This window comes from Pseudophaeobacter arcticus DSM 23566, assembly GCF_000473205.1.
Lineage (GTDB): Bacteria > Pseudomonadota > Alphaproteobacteria > Rhodobacterales > Rhodobacteraceae > Pseudophaeobacter > Pseudophaeobacter arcticus.
Genome location: NZ_KI421507.1, coordinates 2,337,798 through 2,360,497, shown reverse-complemented (window position 1 = coordinate 2,360,497; position 22,700 = coordinate 2,337,798). Strand labels below are relative to the sequence as shown.

Here is a 22,700-nt window from a genome sequence, read left to right as displayed (position 1 = left end):
CGTTCAGCCGGGAACAGCGGTGCCAGCATTGTCGCCAACCCCGTCTTTGCGCGCCTTGGCAGCGGCCAGGGTATCGCGCAATTCGCCTTCCATCTTTTTCAGCTCTGCCTCGGCGGCGGCACGACGGGCCTTGCCTTCGTCTGCGATCTGCAGGCTTTCCTGGATGGTGCCAATCAGATCGGCATTGGCCTGTTTTACCGCCTCAATGTCAAAGACACCGCGCTCCATCTCCTGGCGGATCATCTTGTTGCTCTGGCGCAGGTTGGCCGCATTCGATGTCAACAGCTCATTGGTGAGGTCATTGGCGGCACTGACGGCCTGGGCGGCCTCAGCAGAGCGCTGGATGGTCACCGCCTGGGCCAGTTGGGTCTCCCAGAGTGGCACGGTGTTGACCAGGGTCGAGTTGATCTTGGTGACTAGGCTCTTGTCGTTTTCCTGGACCAAACGGATCGAAGGCAGCGATTGCATGGTCACCTGACGGGTGAGTTTGAGATCATGCACCCGGCGTTCCAGATCATCGCGCGCGGCGCGCAGGTCCCGCAGCTCTTGGGCGCGCATCACCTGATCGGCCTCTGGTGCGGCGGCGACGGCAGCCTCCAGGGCGGGGATATCATTCGCGTCCAGATCGTCCAGCTTGGCCTCGCCGGCGGCAATATAAAGCGCCAGCTCGTCATAGAAGTTCAGGGTTTTTTCATAGAGCATATCCAGCGACTTGATGTCTTTCAGCAGGGTGTGCTCATGACCCAACAGGTCGTCGGTGATCTTGTCGATCTGGCTCTGGATGGTCTCAAACCGGGCGGTGAACTTCGCAAAGGGCGCGGCGCGGCCCAACAGGCGCTCCCAGAAAGTGGGTTTGCGGCGCACATCCAGTTCCGAGACAGAAAAGCCGCGAATGGTGGTGACAATGCCGCGCAGAGAATCGCCGGCCGGGCCGACGTCCTTGTTGCGCACATCCGCCAGCATCGCCTGGCTGATGGTCTGCAGTTCCGCCTGAGCGCCGGAGCCAAAACGGATAATCGAATTGCTGTCGCCCATGTCGATCTCACCAATGCGGGCGGTGATCTCAGCGCTGACCTCGGGCGTGGCGGCCGCGAGCGGCTGCACCTCTTCGACGGGTTCGGGCAGGGTATTTGCCGCGACAGCCATAACCTGGGCTTCGGCTTCGACGGCTTGTTTTTGAATGGTCTCAGACATCTAGGGTTCCTTGCAAAAGAGGAAAATAAGGCAATGAGTTAACTGCGGTCCAGATGGACGCCTTCGCGCTGCAAACGGTCGCGCAGCACATCGATTTCAACGGTAAGATCGCTGCGGTCTTCGAGCAGCAATTTGCGGGTTCGGGCGGCAAAGTTGTCTTCCAGATCGGTGAGCAGCGAGAGGTAATCCGCCCGCGCAGTTGCATCGCCGCTGCGGCTGTAAATATCGGCAAATTTCACAGTCGCGTCCTTGGCGCCCTGCAAATAAACCGTGAGATATTTGCGGGCGGCTGTCAGATCACGGGGATCTTCTTCGACGGTGCGAAACAGCTCGCGGGCGACGGCCTGAAACTGTTCAACGCGCTCTTCAACTTCGCGGTCACGGGCCCGAATGGCGGCGTCTGTCATCGCATCCAGGCTGAATTCGGCTTCTTCCACGGCGCGGGCGACCCGGCTTTGCTGGAAATCATCAATCCCTTCGGTGCCCTTGTCCTTCAGCGGATCAAGCCCAAAGGCGGCCAGATGCAAACCGCAGGCCGCCAGCCCGTAGATTGCTGCACTCACAACCCCAGGCTCTGCTTTCCAGGCCGCAAGGGCCGCCCCGAGGCCAACCAGAACAGCGGCCAGGATTTTGCGGGGCAGGGCGGGTTTGCGGGCAACGCGTCGCGTCGCATAGGCGGCGGTGGCGCGCAGACCTTCGCGCAGCATATAAGCGCCAGCCGTCCAGAAACAGGCGGCGATCAACCCCAAGGCCAAGCCATTGGCGCCATCGCCGAGGGAGAGCAGCACCAGCAGGCCTGCGGGGACAAACATCAGATTGGAGCGCAGCCCAACAGGATCCGGGGTGGCGTTGCGGAGTGCAGCACTTGGGCGCGATGTGCCTTGGGGGGCTGCACTGCCGGACTGGGCGCTGTCTGAAGGGGGCGTGGTTGATTTGCCTCGGGGGCTGAATTTGCCGCCAAACTGTTGTGCCATGTTTTTAGCTCCCTACAATCCAGCCAGTGCTGAGGCCGAACATCAGGAATAGCAAAGCGACAAAGGCAAGTTTCTGCACGCGGGTCCCCCTCGCAACAATCAGATCTCTCGTTACCAAGAAACTAAGGGATGCGAAGGGCACTTGCTAGGGGGAAGTCTTGTTGAACCGTCTCAACGGCGGGAATTTTTGCCGCTGGGGCGCAATTTTGAGCCGCCGCCGCCAGCCCCGCCACGGGGGCCGGGTTTGCCAGTGCGGTTGGTGCCCCCAGCGCCGCTAGGTTTGTCGCCAAAACGGTCGGCAGATCTTGAGCCGGGTTTGCCTTCAGGCTTTCCACTGTATTTGCCTGTTGGTCTGCCCGTGGGCCTTCCTGTTGGCCCGTCAACAGGTCTGCCAGCAGGTCTGCCAGTTGGTTTTCCCGCTGGTTTCCCAAAGGTCAGCTCGCTTGTTTTTGGGCCAGGTTTTCCGCCTGGTTTGCCACTGTGTCTTTGGCCAGGTTTGCCACCAGGTTTTCCACTGGGCCTTTGGCCCGGTTTTGCCCCTGGCCGCCCGCGTGTCGGGCGCGCGGCTGGTGCCTCTTCTATGTCTTCGCTTTCCAGCCCAAGCTGGTCACGCACAACGCGCGGGCGCAATTCTTCCACTTCGCCCAGCTTCAGCGTGCCCAGTTGGAAAGGCCCATAGGACAGGCGCAGCAAACGGTTCACGGTAAAGCCGATGTCTTCCAGCGCGCGGCGAATTTCGCGGTTTTTGCCCTCGCGCAACCCAATGGTCAGCCAGGCATTGGCGCCCTGCTGGCGATCCAGCGCCACAGTCATCGGCTGAAAGCGTTCGCCGTCAATTACCATGCCTTTGCGCAGGGGTTCAAAATCTGCTTCTTGGGGGCGGCCATTGATCCGCACCCGGTAGCGTCGCAACCAGCCCGTCGAGGGCAGCTCAAGCCGCCTCTTTATGCCGCCATCATTTGTCAGCAGCAACAGCCCCTCAGAGTTCAGGTCAAGCCGTCCCACCGTCATCACCCGCGGCAGATCCTCGGGCAATTCGTCAAAAATGGTGCGCCGACCCTTTTCATCGCTGTTGCTGGTCACCAGCCCGGCGGGCTTGTTGTACAGCCACAGACGCGGGGCCTCGGCCTGGGGCAGGGGCTTGCCATCCACGATGATGCGGTCGCGGTCCGTCACGTTCAGTGCGGGGCTGTCGATCTTGGCGCCGTTCACCTTGACGCGGCCCTCGGCGATCATGCGCTCGGCCTCCCGGCGCGAGGCAACGCCTGCGCGCGATAGCACCTTGGCGATGCGGTCCCCGGTGGGGGCGCTGTCACCGTTGGTTGGCGCGACGGAAGCCGCTTTGGCGGCTGATTTGGCGGCGGCTGGGGCCTGCGCGGAGGTTTTGGCCTGTGCGGGGGCCTTGCCTTTGGGGGATCCGGGTGATTTGCTCATGGATCTGGGACATAGAGCATTCCTTTGGCTTGCGAAAGCTCCCATTGCGGGGCAGGAAAGCCTCAGGAGGACAAAGCCGCTATGTTCAAGTCGCATATGGATGCCGCCCTGGCAGAGGCGCGCGCTGCAGCGACCCGTGGCGAGGTGCCAGTGGGGGCGGTTTTGGTTGATCCAAACGGCATCGTCGTTGCCCGTGCGGGCAATCGCACCCGCGAGCTGTCTGATCCCACGGCCCATGCCGAAATTCTGGTGCTGCGACAGGCCTGTGCCACAGGGGAAACCGAGCGCCTGCAGGGCTTTGATCTCTATGTGACGCTGGAACCCTGCGCCATGTGCGCCGCTGCCATCGCTGCGGCGCGTATCCGGCGCGTCTACTATGGGGCTGGCGATCCCAAATCCGGCGGGGTGGCTCATGGGGCCTGCGTTTTCTCGCACCCCCAGGCGCATCACATGCCAGAGGTTTATGAGGGAATAGCAGAGCTGGAAGCGGCTGAGATTTTGCGGCAGTTTTTCGCCACACGGCGTTAAAATGTAAGGCTGATGTCAGCATACCGCGCCCGCCAAGACAGCTATGCAAGCACAGGGGGCGGGTTTATACCGGGGGGGCGGCTCTATGTCGTGGTATCAAGTGATGCCAAAAGTGGGCACAGAGTGAGCAAGCAGACAGAGTGAGCAAGCTAGAGTGAGTAAACTGATCAGTGGCCAGGATGGTCAGCCGCGCTGCGCCTGGAGCGCCTCGGCACCAGAGTTCGACGCCTATCATGACAGCGAATGGGGGTATCCCGTGGGGGATGACATCCGGCTGTTTGAAAAGGTCTGTCTTGAGAGTTTTCAATCAGGCTTAAGCTGGCGGACCATATTGGCCAAGCGGGAAAACTTTCGCGCCGCCTTCTGCGGCTTTGACTGGAATAAGGTGGCGGAGTTTGACGACGGAGATGTGGCGCGGTTGTTGCAGGACGCCGGTATCATCCGTCACCGGGGCAAAATCGAAGCCGCAATAAACAACGCCCGTCGCGCCCAGGAGATGGTTGCTGAGTTTGGCTCTCTTGCGGCCTTTTTCTGGAGTTTTGAACCCGATCCCGCGACGCGCCCCGAGCCACAGACGCAGACCACCAGTGCCGACTCGGTGGCGCTCTCCAAGGCCCTGAAAAAACGCGGTTGGAAATTTGTCGGCCCCACCACCGCCTTTGCCTTTATGCAGGCCATGGGGCTGATCAATGATCACGCCAGGGGATGTATGTGCCGCGCCAGGGCCGATGCGGCCCGTGCAAAATTCATCCCCCCGGTTGCGCCCCCGGCTTCTTCCCGCTGAGGTCCAGTCCCTCCCGCTGAAGATAGCGCCCCAGCGCCGGGCGCCAGCCCGGCGCTGGGCCCAACGGGAGCGGATCTGCAGCGCAGATCCGGCGACGGGCGGGAGCCCCCCGTTTTGCAATATCACTGTCTCGCGGTTTGGTGTCCGGCAGGTTTCAATCCAACAGGTTTCATATTTCAATCGCCTGCAGGACCTTTGGTTCGATCACCGCGACACCGGGCAGGGCTTTGACCAGATGATCTGCATTCTGCTCCAGTATGGGGAAGGTTCTATAGTGGCAGGGGATCAGGGTTTTGAAATTGAAATAGCGTTTGGCCGCATAGGCGGCCTGTTTCATGTCCATGGTGAAATGCCCCCCGGCACTCAGGATACCGACCTCGGGTTTATAGTAATCCCCAATCCAGTCCATATCTGCCATGATGCTGGTATCACCTGAGATATAGACGGTCTTGTCTTCACTCATCAGCACGTATCCCACTTCAGACCCGCCGGCCCGCAATCCCTCCTCGGTGGTGAAGGTCGAGCTGTGCGAGGCGGGTACCATCGCCAGCTTTGGCCCACCCAGATCTATCGTGCCGCCCTTGTTGAAGCCGATGGTGGCAATGCCTTCGCTTTCGCCCCAATAGCCCATCAGGTCGTACTGGCCCACCACCGGTATGTTGCGCGCCCTGGCCAGCGGCAAAACATCAGCAACATGGTCAAAATGGGCGTGGGTGAGAACAATATGGGTGGCACCAGAGAGAGCCGCCTCATGCTGGCTCTCGGCCAACATGGGATTGCCGCTGAGCCAGGGATCAATCAACAGTACCTGATTTTCTACCTCGATGCGAAAGCCGCCATGACCCAGCCAGATGATCTTCATCTCGTCTACTCCTGTTCGAATGTCTTTCTTCCGGCACACAGCCTAGCAGTGTCCCCCCGGTTTGCCATGGGGCAACAGGGACAAAACAAAAGTTTGAGCACATATGCGACAGCAGATTGCGGCGGCAGATTTTTCGGGCGGGATGTGATCGGGCAATTTGCCGGGGTGGGATTTTGGGCAATCCTGCAAAATCCCCTGGTTTTCGCCGAGAAAGCGACCACCGCCAGCCACCTCAGGCTTGCGGCTGAGCCGCCACCCCGGTAAATGCCAGATTGAACACGAGATGAGGGTTTCCATGTCGATTGACCAAAACACCGCCGCCAAAGTGGCCAAACTGGCCCGGATCAAGGTTGAAGACGAGGCGCTGCCAGCCCTGGCCGCCGAATTCAACACGATCCTGGAATTCATCGAACAGCTGAACGAAGTCGATGTCGAAGGGGTCGAGCCGATGACCTCGGTCACACCGCAGCGGCTGAAGCGGCGCGAGGATGTGGTCACCGATGGCAACCAGCAGGACAAGATACTGTCAAACGCGCCGGATGCGCGCGAAGGCTTTTTTGCCGTGCCCAAAGTGATGGAGTAAGAGATGAGCGATCTGAACAAACTGGGCCTGGCAGAGGCCCGTGATGCGCTCCGCAAGGGGGAAACAACCTCCGTTGAGCTGACCAAAGCTTGCCTCAGCGCCATCGACAAGGCGGATGCGCTGAATGCATTTGTGCATAAAACACCCGAGATCGCGCTGGAGCGCGCGGCGGCAGCGGATGCCCGGCTGCAGCAGGGCGATGCCCCGGCCATGTGTGGCCTGCCGGTGGGGATCAAAGATCTGTTTTGCACCAAAGGTGTCGCCAGCCAGGCGGCCTCCAAAATCCTCGAAGGTTTTGTGCCAGAGTATGAAAGTACCGTGTCGCAGCAACTGGCCGACAACGGTGCGGTGATGCTGGGCAAGCTGAACATGGATGAATTTGCCATGGGCTCGTCGAACGAGACCTCGACCTATGGCAATGCCGTCAGCCCCTGGCGCCGTGGCAATGATGACGCCCCACTGACACCTGGTGGCTCCTCTGGTGGTTCTGCGGCGGCTGTTGCCGCTGATCTCTGCCTGGCGGCAACCGGCACGGATACGGGCGGCTCGATCCGCCAGCCTGCGGCCTTTACCGGTACCGTTGGTATCAAACCCACCTATGGGCGTTGCTCGCGCTGGGGGGTTGTTGCCTTTGCCTCCTCCCTGGATCAGGCCGGTCCAATGACCAAATCGGTACGTGATGCAGCCATCATGCTCGAGGCAATGGCGGGTCATGACCCCAAGGACAGCACCAGCGCCGATCTGGCGGTGCCAAATTTTGAGGCCATGCTGACCGGCGATATTCGTGGCAAAAAGATTGGTATCCCCAAGGAATACCACATGGATGGCATGCCGGCAGAGATCGAAAAGCTCTGGTCCGAAGGCGCTGCGATGCTAAAAGCTGCCGGCGCCGAGATTGTTGATATCTCGCTGCCCCATACCAAATACGCGCTGCCAGCCTACTATGTGATTGCCCCTGCCGAAGCTTCGTCCAATCTGGCCCGCTATGACGGTGTGCGCTACGGCAACCGCGCCACGCTTGAGGCCGGCGATGGCATCACCGAGATGTATGAAAAAACCCGCGCTCAGGGCTTTGGCGATGAGGTTCAGCGCCGGGTCATGGTTGGCACCTATGTGCTCTCGGCAGGCTTTTATGACGCCTATTACAACCGGGCGCGCCGGGTGCGCAGCCTGATCAAGCAAGACTTTGAAAATGTCTTTGCGGCGGGGGTGGATGCGATCCTGACGCCGGCCACGCCTTCGGCCGCCTTTGGTCTGGGGGAGATGTCGGATGCTGATCCGGTTGCAATGTATCTACTGGATGTCTTCACCGTCACGGTGAACCTTGCAGGGCTGCCGGGCATTGCTCTGCCTGCAGGGCTCGACAGCCAGGGCTTGCCGCTTGGACTGCAGCTGATTGGCCGCCCTTGGGAAGAGGGGGATTTGCTCAATACCGCCTATGCACTGGAGCAATCCACTGGATTTGTGGCAAAGCCTGGAAAATGGTGGTAAGGATCGGCTCAAAGACGAGCAGATAAACAGGTAGATCCCATGCGTGTCATCGTTACAGTTGTTGCCCTTGGCAGTATTCTTTCCCTTGCAGCCTGTAGCCCACCAGTACCGGATAGTGCGGCGGGCGTTGGCATTGATGGTGACCCCTTCGCCCCGCCGCCTGTGGCGGGGACCACGATCACTGGTGATCCTCTGGTGCCGCCAGCGCGGATCTCCAGCGAGGCTCTGCCGCTGGCAAATGAGCCGCTGCCCACTGCGCAACGCAGTGCCGCCAGCAGCAGTATTGCCGCGAGCTATGGATCGGGATCTGCAGCGGCCGCGGATAGCGGCGCTGCGGCCGCTGATATTGCTGCGGAAACCCGGGCCGCCCTACAGGCCGCCGGGTCCAATTCCGGGCAGGCCCCGGTTGAGGCCAGCCCGTCAAACCCGGCACCGGCCCTGATTGGCAATCCTGGCATTTCCGATGAAAACAACTTTGACGCGGTCGCCGCGCGCCAAACCATCGAAAGTGACGCCCAACGCCTGGCCAATCAGCGCTCGCAATACCAACAGGTCGCGCCCACTGCCTTGCCGTCTCAGACAGGCAGCCGCGATCCCAATATCGTCCAATACGCCCTGAGCACCTCTCATCCGGTTGGAACCAAGATCCATAGCCGTGCCGGGATCAATCTGCGCAGCCGTTCAGCCCGCAATTGCGCCGGCTTCCGCTCTCCTGATCAGGCTCAGATCGCCTTTCTTCAGGCTGGCGGGCCAAAGCGGGATCGTCAGGCGCTGGACCCGGATGGGGACGGCTATGCTTGCGGCTGGGATCCCAGCCCTTTCCGGCTGGCAGTGCGCGGCAAGTCCTGATGCCGGATCCGGGGGAAATTCCTGCCTCGGTTGATCCGGTCTCACCTCTGCAGGCCCAGTGGTGCCCCAGCCCCAATCAAGGGGCGCGGCGGGACGGGCTGCGGCCTTCTCTGGTTGTCTTGCACTATACCGCGATGCAAAGCGCCCAAGAGGCGCTGGACCGGCTCTGTGATCCTGCCGCTGAAGTCTCTGCACATTACCTGATTGGTCGCGATGGGCGTCTTTGGCAGATGGTGGCTGAAAACCAGCGTGCCTGGCATGCGGGTGCGGGTGAATGGTCTGGTCTGGATGACATCAATTCACGGTCCATTGGCATTGAGCTGGACAATACCGGCGCTCATCCCTTTTCCGAACCGCAAATGGCAATGCTGGAGATGTTACTGGCTCAAATCCTGCAGCGCTGGTCGATTGCACCTGAAGGGGTCATTGGGCACTCAGACATGGCACCAGGGCGCAAGAGCGACCCGGGCCCGCGCTTCGACTGGGCGCGGCTTGCAAAGCTTGGATTGGCGCGGGCGGCTCGGGCAGCTACTGGAGTAAGCCTGTACGATCCTGATGTGGCGCTTGAAGTTCTGTTCCGCCGCTATGCGCGCGACCTTGGATATACTTCTTCCGTTGATGACGCGACGCTCTTGTCAGCTCTGCGATCCCGCTATCGTCCCTGGGCGCAGGGGCCGTTGGTCGCGGAAGATCTTGCCCCATTGGCGCAGTCCGATATCTGGCTTTGAAGTATATGCGAGGCGCTGCCTCGCGCTCCGGGATATTTTTAGCCAAATGAAATCTTATAGCCGCTTCATTTGGCTAGAAGTATCCCGGGGTGAATTGGCTAAAGGCCAAGAGGGGCAGAGCCCCTGTCCGCTTGCACCTTGACGCACGCTATCAGGAGGAATAGGCGGAGAGGGCGCAGAAGGCTGGACGGCCGCGTTGAAGGCTTGCCCTTCGCGAGGAAAGTCCGGACTCCCTAAAGCAACGGTGCCGGGTAACGCCCGGGCGGGGCAACCCGACGGATAGCGCCACAGAAACAAACCGCCACACCGCGGGGGCCTTAGGGCAAACGCATCTGGTGTGGTAAGGGTGAAACGGTGGAGTAAGAGCCCACCGCGCCGCTGGTAACAGGGGTGGCAAGGCAAGCCCCACCGGGAGCAATGCCAAATAGGGTCCCCGCGCAGGCAGGTCGGCGTCAGCCGAAACCGCTGCTAGGCTCGCTTTAGCCGAGAGGGACCGGGTTGGCAGCTAGAGGTGCATAGCAATATGTACCGCAGAGGAATGGTCGTCCAAGGAGCCCAGGCTCTGGGACAAAATCCGGCTTACAGGCCTTCTGCGCATTTTACCGACAAAACCCCCTTGGTTGCGGCCACGGGGAGGTCGTTGCGCTGCATTTTATACGGCGAGAGGCAGAAAGAAGAGCAGGATGGCGAATTCCAAGGCCAAGCGGTGGGAATCCTATTGACTTGGAGGCTGGGAAGGGTACAAGCCACGCTCGTATAGGAATTTACCGAGAGGCCCCTGCCTTTTCGGACGCAGGAGAAGCACCATGGCGAAGCCTACCACAATCAAGATCCGCCTGAACTCGACCGCGGGCACTGGCCACTTTTACGTGACCAAAAAGAACGCACGCACCATGACCGAGAAAATGGTTATTCGTAAGTATGACCCGGTTGTGCGCAAGCACGTTGAGTACAAAGAAGGCAAAATCAAGTAAGTCTTTCTTGGTCTTACTTGGTATTAAGGGTCACGCATTGCGTGGCCCTTTTGCGTTTGTGCTGTTCGATACCAGAGGGCAAGCCCATCACCCATCACCCATCACCCGGCGCCGCGTAGCATTTCTTTTACGCGGAGTGCAAAGAAACTGGGCATGTCTCTGATCCTTACAACCATCCGGGATGGTCGCTAAAATTCAATTGGAAACTGCCGAAAAAGCGCAACATTCTCAAATCGGTAAGGCCTGATTTTGCCCCATTCTCTGCCTAGGTAGAGAGCGTGGAATGGTGATAACAGGTGTTGTGATGGTGAAGAGTGTGTTGTTTAGCGCCGCATTTATGTTTGCGGTTGGCCCCGAGCCAAGTCCGGTTTTGGCAAATGTTGTTCCCCCGCCCATAGAGGTTTCTGCCACGGGCCTGGAGGCCGGGGGCGCGTCAAGAGATCTGGATTCTTTTGCCGGGCAACCCACCGAAGAAAGTGAACCAGTTGCCTCTGGCAGTCAGCAGCGGGTGGTACAGGTTTTGGGTCGGTCGTTGTCTCTCTCACTGATGCGGGCAGATCGCATGGGATTGGCGGTTCTCAGCGTGCCAAAGCGGAGTGTCATTTCCAGCCTGCCTCACCTGGAGCCCGATGCCTTTCGCAGCCTGGTGGCGGTGGAATCGGGCTGTCGCCCAGTTGGGCAGGTTCAGGTGGTCGGCGGTAGAGGCGGCACGCTGGCGCTTGCAACAGGGCTGTCCTGCAGCTAGCGGGCTGGCGTTTCGCTCTGCCAATGGGAGGTATCGGCTGCTTCACCCGGCAGGTTAGGCTGAGCCTGTTTTTGCAAACAAATCAGGCGCCTCGCCTTCGTCGTGACATTTGAAAAACTGCCGCGTTGCCTCGTGGGTACCCCCAACAAGGCAACGACCCGCATGTCGATCAACAGGCCAGACAGACAACAGGCCAGACAGACAACAGGCCGGACAGATATGAGCGACTTCCGAGAACATGCCGGAAGTCATTTGCGAACAGCAGCCGGTACATAGATTTTGGGCCGAACGCAGCTGGGCAGAGACGAAGCGCCTATAGGGCTGCCAATTAGAGGCTGTCAAATAAAGGCAGTCATTTAGGCCCGCCACTCGGCCATGGTCAGGGCCGGCCGCAATCCCTGACTTTCAAACAGGCCCGCAGAGGCCTTGTTGAAGGGTGCGTAGGTGGTGGCGATGGTGCCGATACCCTGGGTCTCTGCCCGCTGTCTGACCGCCGTGAGCAGGGCCTGGCCTACGCCCATGCGGCGAAAATCCTTAGCGGTGATGATATGGTGCACCATAACGCGGGTCTCTTCAAACCGGACGGGCAGCGGCGGACGGTGCTCAATGCCAAAGAGGACATAGCCCAGGAGCGCGCCCTGTGGGCTTTCGGCTATCAGCGCAGTGATATCCTCCTGCTGCAGCCACTCGTGCAGCCACTGCCCCAGCGCCGCGTCAGAGGGCGCAGCGGGGTAGCGGGCGGGCTGATGTTCAACATGCAGGGCGTGCAGGTCTTGCAATAGCGGGACAAGGCGGCTTGCCTCCCCTGGCGGTAGATCCAAAATTTCCATTGGCTGTCCTGTGTATCAATTTGTGACCGAATGGTTGCTCAAAAACAAAGAGGGGCGGATCGTTGTGATCCGCCCCTCGCTGTAGGTCTTGGAATGTTTGTGCCGCTTAATCGCGGTTTCCAAGCAGCTGGAGCAGCATGACGAAGAGGTTGATGAAGTCCAGATAGAGGCTCAGCGCGCCCATGATCGCGGCTTTGCCCAGCCAGTCCTGATCGCCGGTATGGGCCATTTCAAGATAGGTGGTTTTGATCTTCTGGGTGTCATAGGCGGTGAGACCCGCAAAGATCAGCACGCCAACAACAGAGATCGCAAAGGCCACGGCGCCGGACTGCATGAACATGTTGACGATGGAGGCCACGATCAGACCGATGAGGCCCATGATCAGGAATGCGCCCATGGCGCTGAGATCCTTTTTGGTGGTGTAGCCCACCAGGGACAGACCAGCAAAAGAGATCGCTGTGATCAGGAAGACCTGAATGATCGACTGGCCGGTGTAGACCAGGAAGATCGAGCTGAGCGACAGGCCCATGACGGCGGCAAAGGCGTAAAACAGCAGCTGCACACCAGCGGCGGGCATGCGGTTAGCGGCGGCGCCAAAGCCAAAGATGAAGGCCAGCGGAGCCAGCATGATGACCCATTTCAGCGGCGACAGGTAAATCGCATTGCCAAAGCTGGTCAGAAATTTGCCTTCGCCGATCATGACTGTGGCGCTGGATGGATCAGACGTCACTGCCAGATTGGACAGCGCCCAAGCAGCCAAGAAGGTGATAAACAGGCCTGCCGACATTGTGCCGTAGACCTTATTCATATGGGCGCGCAGCCCCGCGTCGATTCGAGCAGAGCTAACGCCTGCTGCGGATCTCATAGTGTCAAACTGTGCCATGTATCATGGTCTCCGTTCCAAATTCTCCCTCGCCGACCCCGGTTCGGCATGCCGTGTGCCGGGTGGCGTTCCCGCTAAATATCGGATGTCTTGGCCCAGCGTTCAAGGCTCTGTGCCGAGAAACCCGTTAAAAACGTAAAAAGACCTGCCTCATAAAATGAGCAGGTCTTTTTGCTGGCGTTGTTTTTGGATCAAACCGAGGCTGGCAAGCCTGAGAGGAGCAAAACTGCCTGCGGGCTTCAGGCAAGATGTGTCGGATCAACTGGTTAGTCTTTCCAGCTCTCGGGGGCGTCCCAGACCGACCGACCGGCCTCTTGCAGGGCGTCGCGGCGGCTGATGCCGATATCGTCCAGAGCGCGGGCGTCCAGGGCTTTCAGGGAGCGCCGCTGGTGCAGCAGTGCCAGGCGGTTTGTCACAAAGGACAGCAGGCGAAAGCGGGCGCGTGGGATCGCACGGGCTGAATGGCAGGCGTTTGCACTATAGGTCATCTTTCTTGTCCTTTCGTTAAAGATTGATGTGTCTTTGGGTCTTCATCATTTCTGTTGATGTATATGCGGGCTTATGATCTATTTTGAAAGCGAATGTTTTTGATGAAACACATCAGGAGTTGTGATGGCACGTAATTTGGATATCACCACGCTACGGTCTTTTGTTGCTGTGGCGGATTATGGCGGCGTAACGCGGGCGGCTGGGTTTTTGCATCTGACCCAGTCGGCGGTCTCAATGCAGCTCAAGCGGTTGGAAGAGCTTCTGGGACTGGCGCTGTTGGATCGCTCGGGACGGACCATCGCTTTGACTCCCTCGGGGGAACAGCTGTTGGGGTATGCCCGGCGTATGGTTGCCCTGAACGATGAGGTCATAGGGCGTTTGACGGACCAAGCCTATGAAGGCGAGGTGGTGCTGGGGGTGCCCCATGATGTGGTCTACCCGGTCATTCCGCAGGTGTTGCAGCGCTTCAATGCCAGTTTCCCGCGGGTGAATGTCAATCTGGTGACCTCAAACACACGTGATTTGAAGGCCGGCTTTGCCAAGGGCACTTACGACCTTATTCTGACCACCGAAAGCGGCGCCAGCGAGGGCGGGGAAACCATCCACGAGATGCCCCTGCGCTGGGTTGGCGCGCCGAATGGCTCTGCCTGGCGGCAAAAGCCCCTGCGGCTGGGGTTTTGCCGGGCCTGCATCTTTCGCCCGGTGGCCACGGCAAAGCTGGATGAGGTTGGGACTGAATGGGATATGGCGGTGGATAGCGAATCTGATCGCACGGTGGAGGCAACAATCAGTGCCGATCTGGCGGTTGGCGTGTTGCTGGAGGGGACAATCCCAGCCCATCAGGAGGCCATTGACCATGGTGGCCTGCTGCCGGAGCTGCCAATCCAGCATATCAACCTCTATGGGGCAGACAGTGTAAGGGCCAGCTTTGTTGGGGATCTCGCCCGGGTTATCCGCCAGGGCTATTCCGCCCTGCGTCCGGTTCATCTGCGCGCGACTGGCTAAACGACTGGCTAAGCGACTGGCTAATCTGGGGACCTGTTGGCGGCAGGCCGTTACAGTCTGAGTAGAGGCGCGAGTGTCACAGCGCGGGCAGAAAGCGATGGAAATACAAAAGGGGCAGCAAGGCGCTGCCCCTTTTTGCTGCCCCTATTGCTGTGCGTTGCGCAGAATTTCTATGCACGCGCCCCAGGGAGGGCACCTCATTCCTTTGGAAGCTCTGTATTTCTTTGGGAGCTCTGCCCGCAATGGCCGGGCTTGGCTGTCTGGCCGCTCGGGAGCGTTCAGGGGGTGATCACCACTTTGCCGGTTGAGGCCCGGCTGCGCAGCAGTTCCATGCCTTCGTCGACCTGCGCAAGCGGCAGAACATGGCTGATATGGGGCGAGATGCGACCGGCGCTGTGCCATTCCATCAAGGTCGACAGCGAGCGTTGGATTACCTCTGGGTGGGACTTCATATACCCGCCGATGTAAAACCCGATTACGGTGAGGTTCTTGACCAGCAGATGGTTTGCAGGGATTTGCGGTACCTCACCACTGGCAAAACCAATAGGCAACAACCGGCCTCCGGGGTTGGTGGCACGAAAGGCGGCCTTCCAGACATCTCCGCCCACCGCATCATAAACCACATCCGCACCGCCAAAGGATTTGACTTGGCCGCGCAGGTCCGCATTTGCGTCAATCAGGTGATCCGCGCCTGCAGCCCGTGCAACCTCCAATTTTCCCGCTCCACGTGCATGGGCAATGACACGGGCGCCCATCAGCTTACCGATCTCAACCGCCGTCAATCCGACGCCGCCGGCAGCGCCGGTGACCAAAAGGGTCTCTCCTGGCTGCAGGCCTGCGCAATGGTCCAGTGCAACGTGACTGGTGCCATAGGCGATCTGCAAGGCTGCGGCATCCTCAAAACTCATGCTGTCAGGGATGCGGAGAACACGGGCCGCATCAAAGACACCTTCCTGAGCCAAACCACCCTGACCACCAAACACCGCAACCCGGTCACCGGGGGCCAGGTTTTCCACCGATGAACCACAGTCGATCACCTCACCTGCAGCTTCCAGACCCGGGGTGAAGGGAGGGGCGGGGGTGTCTTGGTATGTGCCTTTTTGTAAAAGCAAATCCGCGAAGTTGAGCCCGCAGGCCCGGATCCTGATCTTGACCTCATGCGCCGCGGGGGAGGGGCTGGCGATCTCTTCGAGGAGGGGAGGAGTGCCGAAACTGTTGATGCGATAGGCCAGCATGTTTTTGTCCGTCTTTCTTCCTGTGGGCGGGTGATTCGCCGTTGAACCAGCGCATCCGTGACATTTTTTGCACCTCGCTATTTATGGGGAGGCATAAATAGGTATCCAAAAGTATATATAACCCCATCAAAATGATAGGTGAAATCATACATTTGCCTCGTTGTAGGCATGCGGGCGAAGTGTCAGGCTTGAATTCAACTGCGAAGGTCTTACTGTTGGAGCTGAGGTTGAGCTCTGATCGTGATGGTTGAGTATGTCACTGGTGGCGGATGGTTTGAACACTACGCGCTGCTGCTGAAATACGATGCCGTATCCGGGCAGGGGTTTTTTGATTAACTAGGAGATAGCGAATGGCTCATCCTGTAGATGTTCATGTTGGTAAGCGTATCCGTCACCGTCGGTGGCTTATTGGTAAAACTCAACAACAGCTGGCCGAGCAGGTCGGCATCAAGTTCCAGCAGATCCAGAAATACGAAACCGGAGCAAACCGTGTTAGCGCTTCCCGGCTCTGGGACATATCGGATGCGATGGATGTTCCCGTCAGCTTTTTCTTTGAAGGGCTGGATGAAGAGAGCAAGTCTGGCGGAAAATCCGCAGTACCTGACGATCTGATGGGCGACAAAGAGGCTCTGGATCTGGTGCGCTCTTACTATGCGATCCCGGAAAACCAGCGTCGGCGCCTGTTTGAACTGGCCCGCGTTCTGAGTGACGTTGCTTAATCTTCCCGGCCTGATGCTCTTTGCCTGAGGCGGCCCAGTGGCTGCAAGATCCAAGGCTGTTGCATATTTTGCTTGAACCGGCGCCACGAGAGTGGCACCGGTTTTTGCATGACTGATTTGGCCTAACTGGTTGGGCATGGCTGGTAGGGTATGGCAGGGTAGGCATGGCTGCTTTGCTGGGCTGTTCTGAGGCCCGAGTATTGCAGATAAACGTATTTCAGGTGGATAGATGACACAGACAGCTTTGAGCGACATGCAGGTTGCGCACCAATTGGCTGATGCCGCCGGAGCGGTGATCCTGCCGTATTTTCGCAGCAGCGATCTTGGGGCGGAGAACAAGCTGAGCGAGGGGTTTGATCCGGTGACGGTTGCTGATCGCGCTGCAGAGGAAACGATGCGGGCCCTGCTGGCCGAGTTGCGGCCACAGGATGGTATTCTGGGCGAGGAGTTCCCGGCCAAGGCGGGCACTTCGGGACGCACCTGGGTGCTGGACCCCATTGATGGCACCCGTGGCTTTATCAGCGGCACCCCGACCTGGGGCGTTTTGATTGCCCTGTCGGAAGACGCGGGACCCATTCTGGGGGTGATTGATCAGCCCTATACCGCTGAACGGTTCTCTGGCAGCGCTGCGCTGGCTGACATGGCCGCAGTGGCTGAAATGACCGGGCCTATGGGGCGTAAGGATTTAAAAACCCGCGCAACACAGGATCTGAGCCAGGCGACTTTGTTCACCACCTTTCCGGAAGTTGGCAGCGCAGCAGAGCGCGCAGGCTTTGAACGCGTGGCGCAACAGGTCAAGCTGACCCGCTACGGTATGGATTGCTACGCCTATGCCCTGCTGGCTGCCGGCCAGATTGATCTGGTGATCGAGGCGGGGCTCAACGCCTATGATATTCAGGCGCCCATTGCGGTGATTGAGGCGGCAGGAGGCCTGGTCACGGATTGGCAGGGCGGGCCGGTCCATGCGGGCGGGCGGGCGCTGGCTGCTGCGACACCGGAATTGCACGCGGCGGCCATTCAACTGCTGAACTGGCAAGACTAAGGCAGAGCCCGTGGGGCTTTGCCCCCGCAGCACTGCAGCCGCGCCCCGAAATATTTTGGGAAATATGAAATCCAGGGGGCTGGCCTTCGCTGGTTTTCAGGCTTGAGACAATTGCCTGGTCTGGGGTAGATTCTGGCACAGGCCGAGTCCTTTGCCCGTTCTCTGTCGGCCTCCTTGCAGCTCCATGAACCGAGTCGGGCCTAAATGGAGTGTGCTTTATGGGCGAAACCCTTATTCAAAATGCCGATACCGTCCTGACAATGGATGATGATGACCGGGTGTTTCACCAGGCGGATGTGCTGATCCGCGATGGGGTGATTGTCGCTGTGGGGCAGGGGCTTGCCGCAACTGACCGGGGCTATGGGGGGCAGGTGTTGCGCGGTGAAGGCTGCATTGTGACGCCGGGATTGGTCAATACCCATCATCATCTCTATCAGAACCTGACACGGGCGGTGCCCGGCGCCCAGGATGCGCTGCTCTTTGGCTGGTTGCAGCGGCTATATCCAATCTGGAGCCGCTTTGGCCCGGAGGAGATGTTTGTCTCCGCTCAGTTGGGATTGGTTGAACTGGCCCTTTCTGGCTGCACGCTGAGCTCGGATCATCTGTACCTCTATCCCAATGGCGCCCGGCTGGAGGATACCATCCATGCCGCTGCCGAGGTGGGACTTCGGTTTCACCCGACCCGCGGTGCCATGAGCATTGGCGAGAGCAATGGCGGGTTGCCGCCGGATCATCTGGTAGAGGCCGAGGCGGCCATTCTGAACGATATGATCCGGGTTGTGGATGGGTTTCACGATAGCGGTGAAGGCGCGATGTGCCGGGTGGGGCTGGCGCCTTGTTCGCCCTTTTCGGTCAGCCGGGAGCTGATGCGCGACACGGCTGTACTGGCGCGCGACAAGGGGGTGATGTTGCACACGCATCTGGCTGAAAACGAAGAGGACATCGCATATTCACAGGCCCAGTTTGGCTGTCGTCCCGGCCAATACGCCGAGGACCTGGGCTGGACCGGGCCGGATGTCTGGCATGCCCATTGTGTCAAGCTGAACCCGGCGGAGATTGATCTCTTTGCCCGCAGCCGTACCGGGGTGGCGCATTGCCCCTGTTCCAATTGCCGCCTGGGGTCGGGCATCGCGCCGGTGCGCCAGATGCGGGATGCGGGGGTGCCGGTGGGGCTGGGGGTTGATGGCTCTGCCAGCAACGATATGGCCAATCTGATGGGGGAGGCGCGCCAGACATTGCTGTTGCAGCGTGTGGCCCAGGGGGCTGACGCCATGAGCCCCTATGAGGCGCTAAAGATTGCCACCCGTGGCGGTGCCGATGTGCTGGGGCGTCCCGACTGCGGGCGGCTGGCGACAGGCAAGCGGGGTGATGTGGCGATCTGGGATGTCTCGGGCGTCGGCTCCAGCGGCAGTTGGGATCCAGCAGCGCTGTTGTTGGCGGGGCCTTCGCAGGTCAAACACCTGTTTGTGGAGGGCCGCCAGGTGATCGACAATGGCGAAGTGACCACACTGGATCTGCCAGTCCTTTTGGAGCGCCACCGCGGCCTGGCAGAGCATCTGATGGCCAGCGACTGACAGGGGGCTAAGACTGACTGGGCCAGGGGGCAGTTTGCAACTCTCTTGCCTGGGTGAGGCTGTGCATAGCCGCTGATTTTGCAAATACCTGTCGGTTGCGCGGCAGCAATACCGGCCTTGAATGGCCTGCGGGCCCAGCACGGGGCCTGCAGCTTCTGCAGGGGCAGGTGACGCCTGTGCTGTGCTGCGCGGCTGGTGGCTGAGCCGCGCTGTGCCGCCAAACAGGAACAGGTGGCTACTGACGCAGGCCGCTGATCCAGACCTCGGATATGGCGCGGTCGTCCCCCATCATCAGGGTTGGGAACACCGCCTCCCAGAGGTCGCCAGCACGGGCGCTGCGCTGGGCAATGGCAGGGGTAGAGGCAAGGTCCAGCACTACCAGATCCGCCTCCATTCCGGGGGCGATATTGCCAATCTTGTCCTCCATGCGCAATGCGGTGGCGGAGCCCTGGGTGGCCAGCCAGATCAGCTCTGCGGCATGGAGCGGGCGACCACGCAACTGGCCGATCTCATAGGCGGCGGCCATGGTGCGCAGCATCGAAAAGCTGGAGCCGCCGCCGGTGTCTGTTGCCAGACCAATGCGCTGGCCTTCGGCCATCAACCCGTCCATGTCGAACAGGCCAGAGCCAATAAAGGTGTTTGAGGTGGGACAATGCACCAATGCGGCGCCGTATTCGCGCAGCCGGTGGCGTTCACGCTCTTCCAGGTGGATGGCGTGGCCATACAAACCACGGGCGCCAAGCAGGCCAAATTCTTCGTAGGTATCCAGATAGTCCCGCGCCTGGGGGAACAGGGATTTGACCCATTCGATCTCGTCAAGCTGTTCGCTCAGGTGGGTTTGCATCAGGCATTCGGGGTGTTCGGACCAGAGCGCCCCCATGGCCTCTAGCTGCTCAGGCGTGGAGGTCGGGGAAAACCGGGGGGTGATGGCATATTCCAGCCGGTCAACTCCGTGCCAGCGCTGAATCAGCGCCTTGCTGTCGTCATAGGCGGACTGGGCGGTATCGCGCAGCCCCGTGGGTGCGTTGCGATCCATGCAGGTCTTGCCGGTGACCACCCTTTGGCCACGGGCCTGTGCAGCACCAAAGAAGGCATCGACGCTTTCGGGGTGGATGGTGGCAAAGCTGCAGACCGTGGTGGTGCCATTGGCCTGGGTCAGATCCAGATAACGTTCGGCGATCTCCTGGGCATAGGCGGCGTCGCCAAAACGCATTTCTTCGGGGAAGGTGTAGCTGTTCAACCAGTCGATCAGCCGCTTGCCCCAGCTGGCGATAATGGCGGTCTGCGGGTAATGCACATGGGCATCCACAAAGCCGGCCAGGATCAGCTTGGCCCCGTGGTCGATCACCTCGGCCTGTGGCTGCAGGGCCTGCATGTCCTCAAAGCTGCCACAGCCGACAACCCGCCCCCGGGCCAGCGCCACGGCGGCGCTGATCTGCACCGCCTCCTCGGGCGCGGCCGCCGCAAAGGGCGAGGTGGTAAAGGACAGCACATGTCCGCGCAGGATATACTCGCTCTGCATTTTTTGGGCCGTCCTTTTCTTGCCAAATCGCAGCGCGCAGGATACCCGCGCCCACAGTTCCGGTAAATTATCTCATTGTCATTGTTTTCTGGTAACTGCTTCTAGTAATTTGCAACCAATCTTAGCAAAGGGCAGCACATGAGCACAGGCAACGATACCTTCCGCAGTGATCAGCCCAAAGACGACGGCTATGATCTCGACAGGCGGCTCGTTGCAAGTATCCTGTTTGCGGTAGACCGCGATGACAAGGATGCGCTTACCACGCTGATGGAGGATCTGCACGCGGCGGATATCGCCGACCTTCTGGAGCAGATCAACAGCTATGACCGGGCCCGGCTGATCCGGCTTTATGATCGCGAATTTGACGGCGAGATCCTCTCGGAACTGGATGAGAGCATCCGTGAAGAGGTGATTGCCACGCTGACCCCATCGGTTCTGGCCGATGCGGTGCGCGAACTGGAAACCGATGATGTTGTGGATCTGCTCGAAGACCTGGAAGAGCCTCAGCAAGAAGCCATTCTGGAGGCGCTGGAGGATTCCGACCGGGTCGCGGTCGAACAATCTCTGAGCTATCCGGAGAATTCCGCAGGCCGCCTGATGCAGCGCGAAGTGGTGATGGCGCCCGAACATTGGAACGTCGGCCAGGCCATCGACTTTATGCGCGATTCGGAGGATCTGCCGGAACAGTTCTACCACATGGTGTTGGTGGACCCGCGTCTGCGCCCCATCGGCAATGTGACCCTTGGCCGGATTATGGGCACCAAGCGCGAGGTGCCGCTCACCGATCTGCTGGAGGAGACCTTTCAGGTCATTCCCGCCGATCAGGATGAAGAAGACGTGGCCTATGCCTTTAACCAGTACCACTTGATTTCCGCCCCCGTTGTGGACGGCGACGGACGTTTGGCCGGGGTGATCACCATTGATGATGCCATGGCGGTTCTGGATGAAGAGCACGAAGAAGACATTCTGCGTCTGGCCGGTGTTGGCGACGAAAGCTCGCTGGCTGACCGGGTGATCGAGACCACCAAACGGCGGTTTCCCTGGTTGGCGGTCAATTTGGTGACGGCGGTGCTTGCCTCGCTGGTGATTGCCCAGTTCGAGGCCACCATTGCCCAATTTGTGGCCCTGGCGGTGTTGATGCCGATTGTCGCCTCGATGGGGGGGAATGCAGGGACGCAGTCGCTGACAGTGGCGGTACGGGCGATGGCGACCCGCGATTTGACCGGATCCAACGTGTGGCGGGTGATCCGGCGCGAAGTGCTGGTTGGATTGGTCAACGGGGTGATCTTTGCCGTTGTTATGGGCATCGTGGGTGTTATCTGGTTTGGCTCGCCGGCGCTGGGCGGGGTGCTTGCTGCCGCAATGGTGATCAATCTTGTCGTCGCTGGGCTGGCAGGCACCGTGATCCCGGTACTACTAGAGAAGGTGGGCGTAGATCCGGCCTTGGCCTCTGGGGCCTTTGTGACCACTGTGACGGATGTGGTTGGGTTCTTTGCCTTTCTGGGCTTGGCGGCCTGGGTTCTTTTATAGCCCCGGTTTGTTTCTTGAGGCCGCGTATTTTTCTTAAGGCCGCGTATTTTTCTGGAGGAGAGAGTGATGAGCGACCTGACCGAGATAAAGGCGGCGGCCCGCAAGGCAGCCTTTGCGCGGCGCAAAGCCGCCTTTGACCTTAAGTTTCCAGGCGCTGCCGGGCATCTCTCCGAAGTTCTGGCGGGATATCGCGGTGTGCCGCTGTCCGGATTTCTACCCATCCGTACCGAAATCGACCCGCTGCCCGCCATGGCAGAGGCCGCCGCCCACGGGCCGGTTGGTGTGCCGGTCATCAAGGGCAAGGGGCTGGCGCTGAAATTCAGCCGCTGGCAGCCGGATTGCGCTCTGCGGGATGGCCCCTTTGGTGCGGCAGTTCCAGAGGTCGACGACTTTTTTGAACCGGAAATCCTGATCGTGCCGCTGGTGGCTTTTGATGCCCGGGGGGGGCGTCTTGGCTATGGTGGCGGGTTTTATGATCGTACGCTGGAGCTGCTGCGGGGCAAGCGTGCGACATTGGCCATTGGCTTTGCCTTTGATGCACAGGAAGCCGCAGAGCTGCCCCTGGAAGAGACCGACCAGCCTCTGGACATGGTGGTGACGGAAAGCCGCATTTTACAATTTTAGCATCCCCTGCAGTGGATTGGGATCAAAACTCGGAATTAGGCCAGGCGAGAATGCCGCAGCAGAGTCAAAAATCAGTGCGTATCATGCTCCGGGCTCTTGTC

At 59.8% G+C, this 22,700-nt stretch carries 23 protein-coding genes and 1 other RNA gene; 15 read left to right on the top strand and 9 right to left on the bottom strand.

All coding sequences use genetic code 11. The annotated features are described in order from the left end of the window. Positions 1-3: 3 nt before the first annotated feature. The 3 genes from ARCT_RS0115580 to ARCT_RS26290 form a co-directional block, all read right to left on the bottom strand. Positions 4-1,194, bottom strand: a complete 1,191-nt coding sequence (locus ARCT_RS0115580) for a toxic anion resistance protein (RefSeq protein ID WP_027240897.1) — start codon at positions 1,192-1,194, stop codon at positions 4-6. 38 nt (positions 1,195-1,232) lie between these two features. After that, complete coding sequence (locus tag ARCT_RS0115575) at positions 1,233-2,168, bottom strand: 5-bromo-4-chloroindolyl phosphate hydrolysis family protein (RefSeq protein ID WP_027240896.1); 936 nt, start codon at positions 2,166-2,168, stop codon at positions 1,233-1,235. Positions 2,169-2,339: 171 nt separating this feature from the next. Next, positions 2,340-3,602, bottom strand: a complete 1,263-nt coding sequence (locus ARCT_RS26290) for a pseudouridine synthase (RefSeq protein WP_036785006.1) — start codon at positions 3,600-3,602, stop codon at positions 2,340-2,342. 81 nt (positions 3,603-3,683) lie between these two features. On the opposite strand from ARCT_RS26290, the gene ARCT_RS0115565 reads away from it, so the two are divergent. Then, positions 3,684-4,130 carry a nucleoside deaminase gene (locus ARCT_RS0115565; RefSeq protein ID WP_027240895.1) on the top strand — a complete coding sequence of 149 codons (447 nt, stop codon included), beginning with the start codon at positions 3,684-3,686 and terminating at the stop codon, positions 4,128-4,130. Between the two features lie 154 nt (positions 4,131-4,284). Further along, positions 4,285-4,914, top strand: coding sequence for a DNA-3-methyladenine glycosylase I (locus tag ARCT_RS0115560; protein ID WP_036785004.1), 630 nt, complete (start codon positions 4,285-4,287; stop codon positions 4,912-4,914). A gap of 169 nt (positions 4,915-5,083) precedes the next feature. On the opposite strand, the gene ARCT_RS0115555 is transcribed toward ARCT_RS0115560, so the two are convergent. Then, the gene (locus ARCT_RS0115555; protein WP_027240893.1) at positions 5,084-5,776 is read right to left on the bottom strand and encodes a metal-dependent hydrolase; all 693 of its coding nucleotides are present in this window, start codon (positions 5,774-5,776) and stop codon (positions 5,084-5,086) included. 295 nt (positions 5,777-6,071) lie between these two features. On the opposite strand from ARCT_RS0115555, the gene gatC reads away from it, so the two are divergent. The 7 genes from gatC to ARCT_RS0115515 all read left to right on the top strand — a co-directional run bounded on the left by gatC (position 6,072) and on the right by ARCT_RS0115515 (position 11,146). Beyond that, positions 6,072-6,359: an Asp-tRNA(Asn)/Glu-tRNA(Gln) amidotransferase subunit GatC gene (gatC, locus tag ARCT_RS0115545; protein ID WP_027240891.1), complete on the top strand. Its 288-nt coding sequence runs from the start codon at positions 6,072-6,074 to the stop codon at positions 6,357-6,359. A gap of 3 nt (positions 6,360-6,362) precedes the next feature. Then, a complete protein-coding gene (gene gatA, locus ARCT_RS0115540; protein ID WP_027240890.1) occupies positions 6,363-7,850 on the top strand; it encodes an Asp-tRNA(Asn)/Glu-tRNA(Gln) amidotransferase subunit GatA in 1,488 nt (495 codons plus the stop codon). A 39-nt stretch (positions 7,851-7,889) separates the two neighbouring features. Next, complete coding sequence (locus ARCT_RS0115535; protein WP_027240889.1) at positions 7,890-8,699, top strand: hypothetical protein; 810 nt, start codon at positions 7,890-7,892, stop codon at positions 8,697-8,699. Beyond that, a complete protein-coding gene (locus ARCT_RS0115530; RefSeq protein WP_051360802.1) occupies positions 8,699-9,427 on the top strand; it encodes an N-acetylmuramoyl-L-alanine amidase in 729 nt (242 codons plus the stop codon). The genes ARCT_RS0115535 and ARCT_RS0115530 overlap by 1 nt, the downstream gene beginning before the upstream one ends. Before the next feature lie 175 nt (positions 9,428-9,602). Beyond that, positions 9,603-10,025: RNase P RNA component class A (gene rnpB, locus ARCT_RS27295), an RNA gene on the top strand. Between the two features lie 208 nt (positions 10,026-10,233). Beyond that, entirely contained in the window at positions 10,234-10,401 is a 168-nt protein-coding gene (gene rpmG / locus ARCT_RS0115520) for a 50S ribosomal protein L33 (protein WP_008206879.1), read from the top strand. A gap of 304 nt (positions 10,402-10,705) precedes the next feature. Beyond that, positions 10,706-11,146 carry a hypothetical protein gene (locus tag ARCT_RS0115515; protein ID WP_161631329.1) on the top strand — a complete coding sequence of 147 codons (441 nt, stop codon included), beginning with the start codon at positions 10,706-10,708 and terminating at the stop codon, positions 11,144-11,146. 356 nt (positions 11,147-11,502) lie between these two features. On the opposite strand, the gene ARCT_RS0115505 is transcribed toward ARCT_RS0115515, so the two are convergent. The 3 genes from ARCT_RS0115505 to ARCT_RS0115495 form a co-directional block, all read right to left on the bottom strand. Further along, on the bottom strand, positions 11,503-11,976 hold the full coding sequence (locus ARCT_RS0115505) for a GNAT family N-acetyltransferase (RefSeq protein WP_027240884.1): 474 nt from the start codon (positions 11,974-11,976) through the stop codon (positions 11,503-11,505). Positions 11,977-12,082: 106 nt separating this feature from the next. Then, positions 12,083-12,859, bottom strand: coding sequence for a Bax inhibitor-1/YccA family protein (locus tag ARCT_RS0115500; protein WP_027240883.1), 777 nt, complete (start codon positions 12,857-12,859; stop codon positions 12,083-12,085). A gap of 266 nt (positions 12,860-13,125) precedes the next feature. Further along, positions 13,126-13,347, bottom strand: coding sequence for a DUF1127 domain-containing protein (locus ARCT_RS0115495; RefSeq protein ID WP_027240882.1), 222 nt, complete (start codon positions 13,345-13,347; stop codon positions 13,126-13,128). Between the two features lie 124 nt (positions 13,348-13,471). Here ARCT_RS0115495 and ARCT_RS0115490 point away from each other — a divergent pair, with 124 nt between their 5' ends. After that, entirely contained in the window at positions 13,472-14,353 is an 882-nt protein-coding gene (locus tag ARCT_RS0115490; RefSeq protein WP_027240881.1) for a LysR family transcriptional regulator, read from the top strand. Positions 14,354-14,631: 278 nt separating this feature from the next. On the opposite strand, the gene ARCT_RS0115485 is transcribed toward ARCT_RS0115490, so the two are convergent. After that, positions 14,632-15,588, bottom strand: coding sequence for an NADPH:quinone oxidoreductase family protein (locus ARCT_RS0115485; RefSeq protein ID WP_027240880.1), 957 nt, complete (start codon positions 15,586-15,588; stop codon positions 14,632-14,634). 350 nt (positions 15,589-15,938) lie between these two features. Here ARCT_RS0115485 and ARCT_RS0115475 point away from each other — a divergent pair, with 350 nt between their 5' ends. The 3 genes from ARCT_RS0115475 to ARCT_RS0115465 all read left to right on the top strand — a co-directional run bounded on the left by ARCT_RS0115475 (position 15,939) and on the right by ARCT_RS0115465 (position 18,923). Further along, positions 15,939-16,307, top strand: coding sequence for a helix-turn-helix domain-containing protein (locus tag ARCT_RS0115475; protein ID WP_027240879.1), 369 nt, complete (start codon positions 15,939-15,941; stop codon positions 16,305-16,307). 229 nt (positions 16,308-16,536) lie between these two features. Continuing rightward, entirely contained in the window at positions 16,537-17,349 is an 813-nt protein-coding gene (gene hisN, locus ARCT_RS0115470; protein ID WP_027240878.1) for a histidinol-phosphatase, read from the top strand. A 218-nt stretch (positions 17,350-17,567) separates the two neighbouring features. Next, the gene (locus ARCT_RS0115465) at positions 17,568-18,923 is read left to right on the top strand and encodes an 8-oxoguanine deaminase (RefSeq protein WP_027240877.1); all 1,356 of its coding nucleotides are present in this window, start codon (positions 17,568-17,570) and stop codon (positions 18,921-18,923) included. Between the two features lie 235 nt (positions 18,924-19,158). Here the strand turns inward: ARCT_RS0115465 and guaD are convergent, their stop codons facing one another. Beyond that, positions 19,159-20,445, bottom strand: coding sequence for a guanine deaminase (gene guaD / locus ARCT_RS0115460; protein ID WP_027240876.1), 1,287 nt, complete (start codon positions 20,443-20,445; stop codon positions 19,159-19,161). Between the two features lie 138 nt (positions 20,446-20,583). On the opposite strand from guaD, the gene mgtE reads away from it, so the two are divergent. Both mgtE and ARCT_RS0115450 read left to right on the top strand, forming a co-directional pair. Continuing rightward, complete coding sequence (gene mgtE / locus ARCT_RS0115455) at positions 20,584-21,975, top strand: magnesium transporter (RefSeq protein WP_027240875.1); 1,392 nt, start codon at positions 20,584-20,586, stop codon at positions 21,973-21,975. Between the two features lie 66 nt (positions 21,976-22,041). Further along, positions 22,042-22,599, top strand: coding sequence for a 5-formyltetrahydrofolate cyclo-ligase (locus ARCT_RS0115450; RefSeq protein WP_027240874.1), 558 nt, complete (start codon positions 22,042-22,044; stop codon positions 22,597-22,599). Positions 22,600-22,700: the final 101 nt, after the last annotated feature.